This window comes from Pelomonas sp. BJYL3 (genome assembly GCF_027257975.1).
In the GTDB taxonomy this organism is placed as follows: Bacteria; Pseudomonadota; Gammaproteobacteria; order Burkholderiales; family Burkholderiaceae_C; genus Roseateles_B; species Roseateles_B flavus.
The window spans coordinates 58,393-71,872 of sequence record NZ_JANZKX010000001.1; the positions used below are offsets into that span (position 1 = coordinate 58,393).

General features: G+C 68.4%; 16 protein-coding genes. 7 read left to right on the top strand and 9 right to left on the bottom strand.

The window, feature by feature from the left end; all coding sequences use genetic code 11:
- Positions 1-3: 3 nt before the first annotated feature.
- From serS to O9Y01_RS00260, 3 genes are all read right to left on the bottom strand, one after another.
- Positions 4-1,299, bottom strand: a complete 1,296-nt coding sequence (gene serS / locus O9Y01_RS00250; protein WP_269629494.1) for a serine--tRNA ligase — start codon at positions 1,297-1,299, stop codon at positions 4-6.
- Between the two features lie 102 nt (positions 1,300-1,401).
- On the bottom strand, positions 1,402-2,385 hold the full coding sequence (gene ispH, locus O9Y01_RS00255) for a 4-hydroxy-3-methylbut-2-enyl diphosphate reductase (RefSeq protein ID WP_269629495.1): 984 nt from the start codon (positions 2,383-2,385) through the stop codon (positions 1,402-1,404).
- Positions 2,385-2,828 carry an FKBP-type peptidyl-prolyl cis-trans isomerase gene (locus tag O9Y01_RS00260; RefSeq protein WP_269629496.1) on the bottom strand — a complete coding sequence of 148 codons (444 nt, stop codon included), beginning with the start codon at positions 2,826-2,828 and terminating at the stop codon, positions 2,385-2,387. Before O9Y01_RS00260 ends, ispH begins: the two co-directional genes overlap by 1 nt.
- 150 nt (positions 2,829-2,978) lie before the next feature.
- Here O9Y01_RS00260 and radC point away from each other — a divergent pair, with 150 nt between their 5' ends.
- From radC to O9Y01_RS00280, 4 genes are all read left to right on the top strand, one after another.
- Entirely contained in the window at positions 2,979-3,650 is a 672-nt protein-coding gene (gene radC, locus O9Y01_RS00265) for a RadC family protein (RefSeq protein ID WP_269629497.1), read from the top strand.
- A gap of 1 nt (position 3,651) precedes the next feature.
- Complete coding sequence (locus O9Y01_RS00270) at positions 3,652-4,308, top strand: Smr/MutS family protein (protein ID WP_269629498.1); 657 nt, start codon at positions 3,652-3,654, stop codon at positions 4,306-4,308.
- Between the two features lie 254 nt (positions 4,309-4,562).
- Positions 4,563-5,210, top strand: a complete 648-nt coding sequence (locus O9Y01_RS00275; RefSeq protein WP_269629499.1) for a hypothetical protein — start codon at positions 4,563-4,565, stop codon at positions 5,208-5,210.
- A 275-nt stretch (positions 5,211-5,485) separates the two neighbouring features.
- Positions 5,486-6,121, top strand: a complete 636-nt coding sequence (locus tag O9Y01_RS00280; RefSeq protein WP_269629500.1) for a hypothetical protein — start codon at positions 5,486-5,488, stop codon at positions 6,119-6,121.
- Positions 6,122-6,432: 311 nt separating this feature from the next.
- Here the strand turns inward: O9Y01_RS00280 and O9Y01_RS00285 are convergent, their stop codons facing one another.
- The 6 genes from O9Y01_RS00285 to O9Y01_RS00310 form a co-directional block, all read right to left on the bottom strand.
- Positions 6,433-6,639, bottom strand: coding sequence for a hypothetical protein (locus tag O9Y01_RS00285; protein ID WP_269629501.1), 207 nt, complete (start codon positions 6,637-6,639; stop codon positions 6,433-6,435).
- Positions 6,640-6,738: 99 nt separating this feature from the next.
- Positions 6,739-8,154 (bottom strand): carbohydrate porin, encoded by a 1,416-nt coding sequence (locus O9Y01_RS00290; RefSeq protein WP_269629502.1) that lies wholly within the window; start codon positions 8,152-8,154, stop codon positions 6,739-6,741.
- Between the two features lies 1 nt (position 8,155).
- Complete coding sequence (locus O9Y01_RS00295; RefSeq protein WP_269629503.1) at positions 8,156-8,350, bottom strand: iron transporter; 195 nt, start codon at positions 8,348-8,350, stop codon at positions 8,156-8,158.
- Between the two features lie 235 nt (positions 8,351-8,585).
- Positions 8,586-8,996, bottom strand: coding sequence for a group II truncated hemoglobin (locus O9Y01_RS00300; RefSeq protein ID WP_269629505.1), 411 nt, complete (start codon positions 8,994-8,996; stop codon positions 8,586-8,588).
- A 31-nt stretch (positions 8,997-9,027) separates the two neighbouring features.
- Complete coding sequence (locus O9Y01_RS00305) at positions 9,028-9,831, bottom strand: MinD/ParA family protein (RefSeq protein WP_269629506.1); 804 nt, start codon at positions 9,829-9,831, stop codon at positions 9,028-9,030.
- A complete protein-coding gene (locus O9Y01_RS00310) occupies positions 9,828-10,550 on the bottom strand; it encodes a GGDEF domain-containing protein (RefSeq protein WP_442952686.1) in 723 nt (240 codons plus the stop codon). The genes O9Y01_RS00305 and O9Y01_RS00310 overlap by 4 nt, the downstream gene beginning before the upstream one ends.
- Before the next feature lie 194 nt (positions 10,551-10,744).
- Here O9Y01_RS00310 and O9Y01_RS00315 point away from each other — a divergent pair, with 194 nt between their 5' ends.
- Genes O9Y01_RS00315 through O9Y01_RS00325 form a run of 3 tightly spaced genes read left to right on the top strand, consistent with a single transcriptional unit; the run spans position 10,745 to position 13,439 of the window.
- Positions 10,745-11,599 carry a CheR family methyltransferase gene (locus O9Y01_RS00315; RefSeq protein WP_269629507.1) on the top strand — a complete coding sequence of 285 codons (855 nt, stop codon included), beginning with the start codon at positions 10,745-10,747 and terminating at the stop codon, positions 11,597-11,599.
- Positions 11,600-11,654: 55 nt separating this feature from the next.
- Positions 11,655-12,323, top strand: coding sequence for a chemoreceptor glutamine deamidase CheD (gene cheD / locus O9Y01_RS00320; RefSeq protein ID WP_269629508.1), 669 nt, complete (start codon positions 11,655-11,657; stop codon positions 12,321-12,323).
- Positions 12,324-12,344: 21 nt separating this feature from the next.
- Positions 12,345-13,439 carry a protein-glutamate methylesterase/protein-glutamine glutaminase gene (locus O9Y01_RS00325; protein ID WP_269629509.1) on the top strand — a complete coding sequence of 365 codons (1,095 nt, stop codon included), beginning with the start codon at positions 12,345-12,347 and terminating at the stop codon, positions 13,437-13,439.
- Positions 13,440-13,480: the final 41 nt, after the last annotated feature.

The window sequence follows — 13,480 nt, forward strand, 5'->3', positions numbered from 1 at the left end:
AGTTCAAGCCTTCAGCAGGGCCAGGCCGCCCAGATAGGGGCGCAGCGCTTCCGGCACCGTGATGCTGCCGTCGGCGTTCTGGTAGTTCTCCAGCACGGCCACCAGGGTGCGGCCGACGGCCAGACCGGAGCCGTTGAGCGTGTGCACCAGCTCGTTCTTGCCCTGGGCATTCTTGAAGCGGGCCTGCATGCGGCGCGCCTGGAAGGCCTCGCAGTTCGAGCAGGAGCTGATCTCGCGGTACACGCCCTGCGCCGGCACCCAGACTTCCAGGTCGAAGGTCTTGGCAGCGCCAAAGCCCATGTCGCCCGTGCACAGGCTCATCACGCGGTAAGGCAGGCCCAGCTTCTGCAGGATGGCCTCGGCATGGCCCACCATCTCGTCCAGGGCCTCGTAGCTCTTCTCGGGATGGACGATCTGCACCATCTCGACCTTGTCGAACTGATGCTGGCGGATCAGGCCGCGGGTGTCGCGCCCTGCACTGCCCGCCTCCGAGCGGAAGCAGGGGCTGTGGGCCGTCAGCTTGATGGGCAGCTGGGCCGCATCCAGCACCTGCTCGCGCACGGTGTTGGTCAGCGAGATCTCCGAGGTGGAGATCAGGTACTGCTCCGCCGCTTCGTCGTCACCGCCGCGCAGCACCCAGAACATGTCTTCCTTGAACTTGGGCAGCTGGCCGGTGCCCTCCAGCACCTCGCGGTTGACGATGTAGGGCGTGTAGCACTCGGTGTAGCCGTGCTCTGCGGTCTGCACGTCCAGCATGAACTGCGCCAGCGCGCGGTGCAGGCGGGCCGCCGGGCCCTTCAGGAAGGTGAAGCGCGAGCCGCTGAGCTTGGCGCCGGTCTCGAAGTCCAGGCCCAGGGGAGCGCCCAGGTCCACGTGGTCCTTCAGCTCGAAGTCGAAGGTCTTGGGCGTGCCCCAGCGGCGCACCTCGACATTGCCCGATTCATCGGCACCCGCGGGCACCGACTCATGCGGCAGGTTGGGCACGCTCATCAGCATGGCGAGCAGCTCCTGCTGGATGGCATCCAGGCGCTCGGCGCCGGCCTTCTGCTCGTCGCCGATGCCGCCCACCTCCGCCATCTCGGCCGAGGCGTCCTCGCCCTTGCCCTTCTTCATGCCGATCTGCTTGGACAGCGCATTGCGGCGTGCCTGCAGCTCTTCGGTGCGGGTCTGCACGGCCTTGCGCTCGGCCTCCAGGGCCTTGAAGCGTTCGACGTCCAGGAAGGTCTGGGGATTCTTGCGGGTCTGCAGACGCGCGATCACGGCGTCCAGGTCCTTGCGCAACAGGGTCAGGTCAAGCATGGGGGTCCTCGTCTCAGGGAGGGAATTCTAGGCAGCGGGCCGGCCGACTCAGGCGCGCCCGGGCGAAAAAGGGGCCGTGTGGCCGTCAGGGAGCGGCCAGCGTCAAGATCGGGACGCGGCGTGCTCGGCCATGGACTTGTCGCCCAGGCCCAGGGGCAGCGGGAAGCGCACATGCTCCTCCACGCCCGGCAGGCTGCGCACGGTGGTGGCACCCAGCGCGCGCAGGCGGGCGATGACGGCCTGCACCAGCACATCTGGGGCCGAGGCGCCCGCCGTGAGGCCCACGCACTGACGGCCTTCGAACCAGGCGGCCTGCAGGTCCTCGGCGCCATCGACCATATAGGCCGGCGTGCCCAGGCGCTCGGCGAGTTCGCGCAGGCGGTTGCTGTTGGAACTGGTGGGGCTGCCCACCACGATCACCACGTCCACCTGCGGCGCCAGCAGCTTGACGGCATCCTGGCGGTTCTGGGTGGCATAGCAGATGTCCTGCTTCTTGGGCTCGCGCACCAGCGGGAAATGCTGCTTCACGGCGGCCAGGATCTCGGCGGCGTCGTCCACGCTGAGCGTGGTCTGGGTGACCACGGCCAGGCGGGCGGGGTCCTTCACGCGCACATGGGGCACGTCCGCCGCTTCTTCCACGAGGTAGATGCCATCGCTGAGCTGGCCCATGGTGCCTTCGACCTCGGGGTGCCCCTTGTGGCCGATCATGATGAACTCATAGCCCTCGCGATGCAGCTTGGCCACTTCCACATGCACCTTGGTGACCAGCGGGCAGGTGGCGTCATAGACCTGGAAGCCGCGCTGGGCCGCCTCCTGGCGCACCGCCTGGCTCACGCCATGGGCGCTGAAGATCAGGGTGGCGCCCGGCGGCACGTCCGCCAGGTCCTCGATGAAGATCGCGCCCTTGGCCTTGAGGTCGTTGACCACGAAGGTGTTGTGCACGATCTCATGGCGCACATAGATAGGAGCGCCAAACTTCTGCAGGGCGCGCTCGACGATCTCGATCGCGCGGTCCACGCCGGCACAGAAGCCGCGGGGCTCGGCCAGCAGGACTTCTCCCAGGGATTGCAGGGCCTGCTCACTCATCACAGCACCCCGATGATCTGGACTTCGAAGCTCACCGGCTGGCCGGCCAGCGGGTGGTTGAAGTCGAACAGCAGCCAGTCCTCGCCGAGCTCGCGCACCAGGCCGGCGTAGCTGCCCTTGCCGTCCGGCGTCGGGAACTCGATCACATCGCCCACCGAATAGGTCTGGTCGGGATCGCCCAGCTCGTCCAGGAGGGCGCGCTTCACGCGCTGCAGCATCTCCGGGTTGCGTTCGCCAAAGGCCTCGCCGGCAGCCAGCTCGAAACGGGTGTGCGTGCCCTCGGCCAGGCCGATCAGCCGGGCCTCGATGGCCGGCGCCAACTGGCCGGCGCCCAGGGACAGGGTGGCAGGCTTGTCGTCAAAGGTATTGACAATGTCGGCACCGTCAGGACCGGCCAGACGGTAGTGCAGGGTTAAAAAGGACCCTTGTTGGATGAGGTTCATGCTGTCCCGGCGCCCAGGCCGGTCTCTTTGTCGCTGTGGCGGATTTTAGGCTGGACGACAATGCGAGCCCGGCCGAACCCACATTCCTTTCAATTCCTTGGTCCAGCGCAAGCTCGCCGCGCCTGGTGCCACGCTGCTTCTTCTGCTCCCATGCTGCATGAACTCCCCGCCGCCGCCCGGCCCCGCGAGAAGCTGCTGGCCCGCGGCGCCTCGGCCCTCGCCGATGCCGAACTGCTGGCCCTGCTGCTGGGCACCGGGCTCAAGGGCAAGCCCGTGCTGAGCCTGTCCCAGGAGCTGCTGGACCGCTTCGGCGGCCTGGCCGGGCTCATGCACGCCGACGCGCAGGCCCTGAAGTCCGTCAAGGGCCTCGGGCCGGCCCGGCGCGCCGAACTGGCCGCCGTCCTCGAGATCGCGGACCGCACCCTTCAATCCCGGCTGCAGCGCAGCTCCAGCTTCGAGGCCCCCCACGCGGTGCGCTCCTATCTGCAGCTGCAGCTGGCCCACCTCGACCACGAAGCCTTTGCCGTGCTGTTCCTTGATGCCCAGCACCGCCTCATCCGCATGGAAGTCCTCTTTCACGGCACCCTCACCCAGGCCAACGTCTACCCCCGCGAGGTCGCCAAGCGTGCCCTGGCCCTGGGCGCGGCGGCGCTGATCCTGGCGCACAACCATCCTTCGGGCGTGGCGGAGCCGTCCAAGTCCGACGCACTGCTGACCCAGCAGCTCATCAAGGCCCTGGCCCTGGTGGACGTGCGGGTGCTGGACCACTTCGTCGTGGCGCCCGGGCAGTCGGTCTCCATGGCCGAACGGGGCCTGATCTGACATGAGCCGCAAGCCCGCCACCCCCGCGCTGCAAAGCCTCCAGGACCTGGGCCAGCTGCACAAGGAGCTGCAGCGCCGTCAGCGCGAGGAAGAAGTCCGCCTGGAGCGCGAGGCCGCACAGCGGCGCCTGATGGAGCGCGAGGCACGGCTGTTCGAGCTGAGCGTCGGCCCCGTCACCCAGCTGCCCGACACCGGCCGCGTGCTCCTGAGTGCCGCCCCACCCCTCCCCGAGCCGCGCCAGCGCGAGCTCGACGAACAGGCCGTGCTGCGCCAGGCCCTGTCGGACGACTTCGACGTCGAGTCCCTGCTGGAAACCGACGAGACCCTGTCCTTCCGCCGCCCCGAAGTCAGCCTGGAGGTGGTGCGCAAACTGCGTCGAGGCCACTGGGCCCTGCAGGCGCAGATTGACCTCCATGGCCTGCGGCGAGACCAGGCGCGCGAGGCCCTGGGCGGCTTCATCCATGACAGCGCGCGCCGCGGCATGCGTTGCGTGCGGGTGGTGCATGGCAAAGGCAATGGATCGCCCGGCCGGGAGCCGGTGCTCAAGACCCGGGTGAGGCGCTGGCTGGTGCAGAAGCAGGAGGTGCTGGCCTTCGTCCAGGCCCGCCCCAGCGACGGCGGCGCGGGTGCCCTGATGGTGCTGCTCAACGGCTGCTGAGGGCCAAACCCGCCCAGCATCCCGGCCCATGCTGAACGCCAGCTTGCAAGGCTGGCCGATTGTCGATGCCGGACCACAGTCGAACGCCAGGAAGTTCATCCACAACACCGCCCATTGACGTCCACTCAGCGCCCTCGTTAGTCTGGCCCTGCGGCATGCACCGACGGGAGGTTTTCCCGGCGGCCCGCCAGGCGAGCGCCCGGGACGGTGCCACCGTGTAGTTCTCATTGACCCCATTCCTGAGAGGACCGCACATGAGCGACTTGCACACCCTGCAACTCCCGAAGAGGAGTGTCAAAGGCATCGGCCTGGTCGTCCTGACCCATGCCTTGATCATCTGGGGGCTGGCCTCCGGCCTGAGCACCCATTTCACGAAGAAGGAACAGCCGCCCGCGGTGTTCATCGACAAGCCTGAGAAGACCGTCAAGCTGGAGCCCCCACCCCTGGAGCCTCCCAAGCCAGTCTTCGATGCCGTCAAGCCTGACCTGATCCCGCTGCGGGACATCCCCATCGAGCAGACCCAGCCCACCATCACGGGCGTCACCGAGACCCCGTCCACGCCCAGCGACATCCGGCCGGGCAGCGGCAGCAGACCCGTGGAGAACGGCCAGCCCCAGCTCGCCACCCCGCCCACGAGCGGTCCGATGCGCGCTGAGGCCGTGTGCGATGTGATGGCCATGCCCGAGTTGCCGGCCGTGAACTGGAGCGGACGCGCCTCGCTGACGGTCCAGGCCCGCCTGGTAGGCGGCCGCGTGGCCGAGGTGCAGTTCCTGAGCCTGGCCGGCGGCATGGACGCGCGCACCCGCCGTGCGCTGCAGAGCGCGGTGCAGGCGGCCCTGAGCGCCTACCAGTGCCGCGGCAACCAGGCCTTCGAGCAGGAGTTCGTCTTCAACATCCAATGAGTTAGAGGCGCTGCCTCGGGACGGCAGGGGCGTGGCTGCGCCCCTGCTTCCCAGTGAGCAGACGTATCCATCTGAACCAAGCTGTCACTCCCTTGGCCGTTTCTCCTGGGGCAAGCCCCTGACGCCGCCATTGAGCCGCATTGACAGGCCCGCCGCCGCCTCACTAGTCTGGACTGGCGTCGTGCACCGAGGGAGTCGTCCCGGCACAGGCTGGCGATTCTCGAGACGGTGTCACCCCGTGGTGCCCAAGCCGCATTCACAGAGGAGGCCTGCCCATGAACAGCACCCCTGCCCTGCAGCTGCCCCGTCGAGGGCTGCGAAGCCTGGTCCTGGTGATCCTGATCCACGTCCTCATCATCTGGGGACTGTCCTCGGGCCTGGCCCGTGACATCGTCAAGAAGGTCGTCCCCCCCGCGGTATGGATCGAGGAGGTGGTGGAGCCCGAGAAGCTCGTGCAGCCCAAGCTCGAGATCGCCAAGCCTGAGTTCACGCCGCCGGAAACACCGGTCATCCCCGCGCCGGAGATCCAGATCGACAAGTCGCTCCCCTCGCCCATCACGGTGGCGGTCGAGGCCGATGCCAGCCCGGCGCTCACGCAGGGAAGCCACCCGACCATGCCTGCTGAGGACGGCGCCCCGACGTCCGAGGCCGCCCGACCTGAGGCACTGTGCAGCGTGATGGCCCCGCCGGCCGTGCCGGCCGTGAACTGGGAAGGCCAGGCCATGTTCCGCATTCACGCCCGGCTGCAGGCCGGCCACGTGGCGGACGTGAAGGTGCTCAGCAGCAGCGGCGGCATGGACGCCCGCACGCGCCGCGCCTTGCTGGACTCGGTGCAGTCCGCGCTGGGCGCCTACCAGTGCCGGGGCAATCAGGGCTTCGAGCAGGAGTTCGTCTTCAAGATCGTCCGTTGACCCGCGGGCAGCCCCTGTCCCGGTGCGCCAGGCTAGCTGGCAGTGGTGCCACCAGAGGCCGTCCATCAGCAGCAGGCAGACCAGCAGCTGGTAGGCCAGCAACGACAGCCCCGCCGGCCAGCGCCCCTCCACGCGGCGAGGCCGAAGGGATGCCGCAGCCGCGTGGCCTTGAGCTGCTCGGCCACCCTGGCCAGGCGAATGGCCAGCACCAGGAGGGCCTCCCGGCTTCCTGCTAGGAGTTGAAGGAGACAGCACGCGGGACACCTCTGCGGATCACGGGCTCAATGGCCTCGGTCCCGGGGCGGAACTCGTCAATGAATCGATAGCGGCCGGGCAGCAGCAGAGCCAGCGTCACGAAGGACTCGCCCCTCGGCGAGCCCGTGCCCGATGCGCAGGTCCAGGTTCTCGAACTCGATGGGGCCGGGCTCCTTGTTCTGCAAGCGACGCTTGTGACGCGGGCCCGTCGGCAGCCCGATCAGGTCAGGGCTGATGCGCCCCTTGTGCAGCACCAGCAACACGGCGCGCAGTTCGGCAGGGCCGTACGGCCGGGCAGACGACCATGGGTGCCATGAGCAGCCCCCCCGGCCGCCGCAGAGTGCGAGGAGGCGGCCGGGGCATCACAGCCCCACCCGAGCCCGCACGCCCCAGACGCGGATGGACGGGCTGCCGGCCTGGGCCAGCGGCTGGCGTATCCATTGCAGGTCCGGTGTGATCTGCACCTTGTCGTTGAGTTGGTAGCGGTAGAACAGCTCACAGACCTGTTCCCGTGCGCCAGAAGCCTGTGCCTGACGCCAGGACTGCGCGGCATGCAGCCAGGCTGTGGCCAGCCCCAGGCCGTCGGCACTGCGCCCCCAGCGCCGGCCGTCGAGTTCCAGGCCCAGGGTCAGTGCCCGGTCCACGCGCGGCGAGCCCTTCAGCTGGTGGCCGTAGCGCAGGAAGCCGGTCCAGTCATCACCCAGGCGCTGGTCCAGCGAGGCGCCCCAGCCCCCATGCGCGGCGGGGCGACCCTCGTGATCCCTGGCCTGGCCGTTGCGCCAGGCGTAGACCCGATAGTTGCCCGGCAGGCCGGCCCACAGGCGCCGGCTGGTGTCCAGCTGGGCCAGCAGCAGCGGCCGGCCCAGGCCCCGGCCGAAGCCCGCCGCCTCGCCCGCGGCGAACACGCCCAGGGAGGCGCTCCAGCCCGTCACCCGGTCGGGCGAGGCGCCATAGGCAAGGCGCAGGCCCGGCGCGAAGCCGTAGGCGTCGCCGCCCATGTCTCCCCCCGCGTCCAGCAGAGGGTTGTGCACGAAGACCTTGTTCTGGAAGCGCGCTGTCTCGTCGTCTGCGATGGCGTTCTGATCGAAGAACTGGAAGGGGTCCATCTTGCCCACGGTGATCTCCAGCTGCTCACGGTCCTGGGCCTGCCCTTGCTCACGCGGCAGGGGCACGGTCAGCTGGTACCAGGCCTGGGCCAGGATGGCAAAGGCGTCCGAGGCGCCGGCCTGCGTCTGGAAGGCGATGGCATTCGTGCCGCCCGCCAGGCTGTCGCGCAGCGTGAGCCCCGCCCCCTGCCCCAGCCGCACATGGAGGAACAGGCGGCCCTGGATGTCGTTGAGCCGGCCGGCCGGCACGCCCACAGAGACATCGCCCCGGTAGTTCAGCCGCGACTGAGCGCCGCTACCGTCCCGGGACCCCGCCGACGCCCGCTGCAGCACGCCCGTCAGCGAGGCCGCCACGCTGACGCCTTCCAGCGCCTCGATCTGCCGTTCCACCGCCTTGAGCCCTGTGACGAGCTCGGGCTGCGGCTCGCTCAGGCATTCGGTGGACGGGGCCTTGTCGGTCTGCTGGCGGGCGTCCTCCAGGGCATGGAGCCGCGGATCCGGCGGCGACAGGGCATCCAGCCGCGCGCGCAGCTGCTGGTTCTCCGTCTCCAGGCGCTCCAGGCGCTGCAGCAGGTGCCGGAGCTCGGGCGGCAAGGGCAAGGCGCCCTGGGCGCTCGCCAGCACCGGGCTCAGCAAGGCCGCGCCCAGCAGCGAACGCAGGGACCGGCGCATCTCAGTACCCGCCCTTCTTGCCGGGGGCGCGGAGCTTGACGCTGTCGCCGTGGTGCGGGCCGTCGCTGACAGGCCCTTCGGGCTCCATGTCCACCGGCTGCAGGTAGACGGCAGCGATGTCCATGTCCGCCGGGTTCTGCGGCACGCCGATGGGCGTTTCCGCGGCCTGGGTCTGCCAGCGGCGATTGAACGTCATGCATGCCTCCGAGAGAAAGTGGGAGGCAATGTAAATGCGAACCACTCGCATTCTGTTGAACGAGATCAAGCTTGCTGCGCAGGCGTGCCGACCGCCCCAGCTGGCACGCCGCGCACGTCGCGCACGGTGACTCACGGCAAGCAGAACTGGCGTGCCGAGGCGCCCGGCAGCGGCTGCGCCGTGCAGACAGGCGTGCAGACAGGCGTCAAGCAGGCGTCAGTGCGCCGGTGCCCGCTCAGCCGCCAATATTGCGCATCCAGTCCGCCGTGCCCATGAAGGCCTCGTCCAGGCGGGACTGCAGGGCCGGGTCCAGGGCCAGCTCGGCCATGGCCTGGCGCATGCAGGCCACCCATTGGTCGCGCTCGCGGATGCCGATGCGAAACGGCAGGTGCCGGGCCCGCAGGCGCGGGTGGCCGAAGCGCTCGACGAAATGGTCCGGCCCGCCCAGCCAGCCGCAGAGGAACCAGAAGAGCTTGTCCCGCGAGCCGGACATGTCGGTGGGATGCACGGCCCGCAACTCGGCATAGGCCGGTTCCAGGTCCATGAGGTCGTAGAAGCGGTCGACCAGGGCACGTACGGCATCTTCGCCGCCCACCCACTCATAGGCGCTGCGGGGCGCCTCCTTGCTCGAAGCGGAATAAGTCATGCCGTCAGCTTAGCAGCGCGGCCCGGTGGCCTCAGCTCAGCAGGCGGGTCGCCAGGGCCTTGATGGACTGCGCGGCATCGCTGCCGGGGAAGTGCTCCAGCAGCAGCTGGCGCTTGAGCACGGCCTGCCGCACGGCCAGGTCCGCCTTGACCTCGCCCAGCAGCTCCAGCTTGAAGCCCTGGCCCGGCAGGGAGCCCACGAAGCGCTGCAGCACCTGCTGCAGCTGCCCGCAGATCAGCTTGCCCTCGCCGGGTCGCGAGGCCTGGTTGAGCACCATCCCCACATGGCGGCGATCCTGCTGCGTGACCAGCACCTTGATGGTGGCATAGGCGTCCGTCAGGGAAGTCGGCTCGGGAGTGGCGACGACCAGTACATCGGTCGCCAGGGACACGGCATAGAGCACGACGTCGGAGATGCCTGCACCGGTGTCCAGCAGCACCCAGTCGAAGCGCGGCTTGACCAGTTCGATGATATGCAGGAGCTTCTCGCGGACCTCGGGCGTCAGGCGCGAGTACTCGACCATGCCCGACCCCGCCAGCAGCACGTGAAAGCCGCCGGGCGCCGGCAGGATGGCCTGTTCCAGCGTGGCCTTCTCCGTGAAGACGTCGTGCAGGGTGATCTTGGGATGCAGGTTCAGCACCACGTCGAGGTTGGCCAGGCCCAGGTCAGCGTCAAGGACCAGCACACGCAGGCCGCGGGCCGCGAGGGCGGCCGCGAGGTTGGCAGTCACGAAGGTCTTGCCGACGCCCCCCTTGCCGCTGGTGACGGCCAGGGTCCGGGCGCCGCCTCGGCTGGGCCGGGTGGGAGATGCAGCAGGCGCTGGGGTGGTACTCATTCGCTTTCCTGTTGCGTTAGTGCAAACAACATGCTTTTTTCGTCAGCGCTGACCAGGGAGTCCGGCTGGGCCTCCAGACAGGCACGGTTGCGGCCTTCGGCCTTGGCGCGGTAGAGCTGGCGGTCGGCGCGTTCCATCCACAGCAGGGCCGAGGAACGCACCCATTGCGGCGCAAAGGCGCCGCCCAGGCTGACGGTGATCTTGAGGGACTGCATCGGCGTGACCTGGATGGGCAGGGCCTCCACGGTCTCGCGGATGCGCTCCGCCACGGTGGCGCCAAAGGTGGCCGGGCAGTTCGGCAGGATGATGGCGAACTCTTCGCCGCCCACGCGGGCCACGGTGTCCATGGGGCGCACGGTCTGCATGAGGGCCTTGGCCACCGCCTGGATCACCAGGTCGCCAGCTGCATGGCCGTAGGTGTCATTGACCGACTTGAAATGGTCGATGTCCAGCACCAGCAGCAGGGCCGGCTCGCCGGAGCGGGCCACCCGGTCCACCTCGCGCGACAGCGCCATCTCGAAGCTGCGGCGGTTGTCCAGATGGGTCAGGGCGTCCTTGCTGGAGAGATCGCACAGGGCATCCAGCACGGCCTGCAGCCAAGCCCTGCTGTGGGGTTCAGTGTCGGGCAGCATGGCGCCGGCCTGCTGCAGCAGCTGCAGCGCGGGCTCCAGGCGGAGGTCCTGGATGTCGATGTGAGGGCGGGTTGGACTGGATGGCAAGAGCGTCCCCTGAGGATGCCAGGGCAGTCTAGCAGCGCCCAAGTGCGCAAACTGGCACGAATTGGCCCGTTCTCCCCTCCCAGTTTTTACATTCTTGCCACGGCAGGCTCACAGACACTGGAAAAGACCCGAGAATCGACTCGACAGGGCCATAGAAGCCCTTGCCGACCAACCAGGAGCAGCGAGCAATATCCATGCGGCCCACCCTGCCAGCGTCCCCCGTTGCCGAGTCCGTGGACCACGAGTTCAGTTTCAGCCGCAGCGACTTCGACCGCGTGCGCCAGCTGATCTACCAGCATGCCGGCATCAGCCTGCATGACGGCAAGCACGCCATGGTCTACAGCCGCCTGTCCCGCCGCCTGCGGGACACCGGCTACAACTCCTTCGCCAGCTACCTGCAGTGGCTGGAATCCTCCACCGGCCCCCAGGGCGAGCAGGAGTGGCAGGAGTTCGTCAATTGCCTGACGACCAACCTGACCTCCTTCTTCCGCGAGGAACACCACTTCCATGCGCTGGCCGACGACCTGAAGCCGTTGGCGGGCAAGCCCGTGCGCATCTGGTGCTGCGCGGCCTCCACCGGCGAGGAGCCCTACTCCATCGCGATGACCTGCTCAGAGGCCCTGGGCAGCAGCGCGCAGGTGCAGATCGTCGCCAGCGACATCGACACCAACGTGCTCAACACGGCCCGGCGCGGCGTCTACAACGCGGACTCCCGCGGCCTGTCGCCGGCCCGCCTCAAGAGCTTCTTCATGCGGGGCACGGGGGCCAACGAAGGGCGCATCCGCGTCAAGCCGGAGTTGCAGCGCTGGATCGACTTCAAGACGCTCAACCTGATGAACAACCAGTGGCAGCTGGGCGAGCCCTTCCACATCGTCTTCTGCCGCAACGTGATGATCTATTTCGACGCCCCGACGCAGCGCAAGGTGCTGGAGCGCATCCACAAGGTGATGCGCCCCAACGGCCTGCTCTTCGTCGGCCACTCCGAGAACTTCACCGAATCCAAGGATCTGTTCCGACTGCGCGGCAAGACCATCTACGAGCGCGTCTGAGCCGGGCCTCGGCCCGCCCCTCCATTTTCCCGAGCCCTCAGGCCGATACACCATCATGAGCACGCCTTCCCCCTCATCAGCCGTCAGCGCCTTGCAGGCCAGCGGCGTCGGCGCCGCGCGTGTGGCCCAGTTGAAGGCACAGCCCCGCAAGCAGGGTGAAGCCTCCTTCTTCTTCTACGACGCCCACTTCAAGAACGCCGCGGTCAAGGTCCTGCCCGGTGAATACTTTGTCGACAGCGAAGACCTGCTGGTCATGACCACCCTGGGTTCCTGCATCGCGGCTTGCCTGTGGGACCGTCATGCGCAGGTCGGCGGCATGAACCACTTCATGCTGCCCGAGGGCGCCGGCGATTCGGGCCGCTACGGCTCCTTCGCCATGGAACTGCTGATCAACGAGATGATGAAGCGCGGCGCCTCCAAGGGCCGCATGGAAGCCAAGATCTTCGGCGGTGGCGCCGTGATCAGCGGCATGAACACCATCAACGTCGGCGAGCGCAACACCAACTTCGTGCTGGACTACCTCAAGCTGGAACGCATCCCCGTGGTCTCCAAGGACGTCATGGACGTCTACCCCAGAAAAGTCTGCTTCCTGCCGCACAGCGGCAAGGCCATGGTGAAGCGACTGGCCACCACCAACACCGACGCCCTGCTGCAACAGGATCGCGCCGCCGCCCAGAAGGCTCAGCCCGTGGTGGCGACCGGCGGCTCCATCGATCTGTTCTGAGGCGCAACGAGGGAAAGAGAAATGGCCAAGACCAAAGTCGTGGTGGTCGATGACTCCGCACTGGTGCGCAGCATCCTGACCGAAATCATCAACCGTCAACCGGACATGGAATGCATCGGCGCGGCCGCCGACCCGCTGGCCGCCCGCGAGATGATCCGCAACCTCAATCCGGACGTGATCACCCTGGACGTCGAGATGCCCAAGATGGACGGGCTGGACTTCCTCTCCCGCCTGATGCGCCTGCGGCCCATGCCCGTGGTGATGGTGTCCACGCTGACCGAGCGCGGCGCCGAGGTGACGCTCAAGGCCCTGGAGCTGGGTGCCATCGACTTCGTGGCCAAGCCCAAGATCGGCGTGGCCGACGGCATCCGCCAGCTGGCCCAGGACATCACCGACAAGATCCGCGTGGCCTCCAAGGCCCACATCCGCCGCCATCACGCACCCGCGCCTGCCGCAGCGCCGGGCGAGGCCCCCGTGGCGCCCAAGCCGGTCACCGTGGCCAATATCGGCCGCCTGTCGACGGAAAAGATCATCTTCATCGGCGCCTCCACCGGCGGCACCGAGGCCACCAAGGACGTGCTGGTCAACCTGCCCCCGGACAGCCCGGCCGTGGTCATCACCCAGCACATGCCGCCTGGCTTCACCAAGAGCTATGCGGCGCGCCTGGACGGCCTGTGCAAGATCCGCGTCAAGGAAGCACAGGACGGCGAGCGCATCCTGCCCGGCCACGGCTACATCGCCCCGGGCGGCATGCACCTCAGCGTCGAGCGTTCCGGTGCCAACTACATCGCCCGCGTGCAGGACGGCGAGCCCGTCAACCGCCACAAGCCCTCCGTCGAGGTGCTGTTCAACTCGGCGGCGCGCGTGGTGGGCCCCAATGCCCTGGGCATCATGCTGACCGGCATGGGAGCAGACGGCGCGCGGGCCATGAAGGTCATGAAGGACGCCGGCGCCTACAACTTCGTGCAGGACGAGGCCACCTGCGTGGTCTTCGGCATGCCGCGCGAGGCCATCAACGCGGGTGCCGCGGACGAGATCCTGCCCCTGGGCCAGATCGCGCCGCGCCTGATCGAACGCCTGCGCAGCACGGCGGGTTTCTCGACCAACCGCGTCTGAGGGTCAGGTCTTGCCTGCCGCCGCCTGCCCGCGGCGGTGGC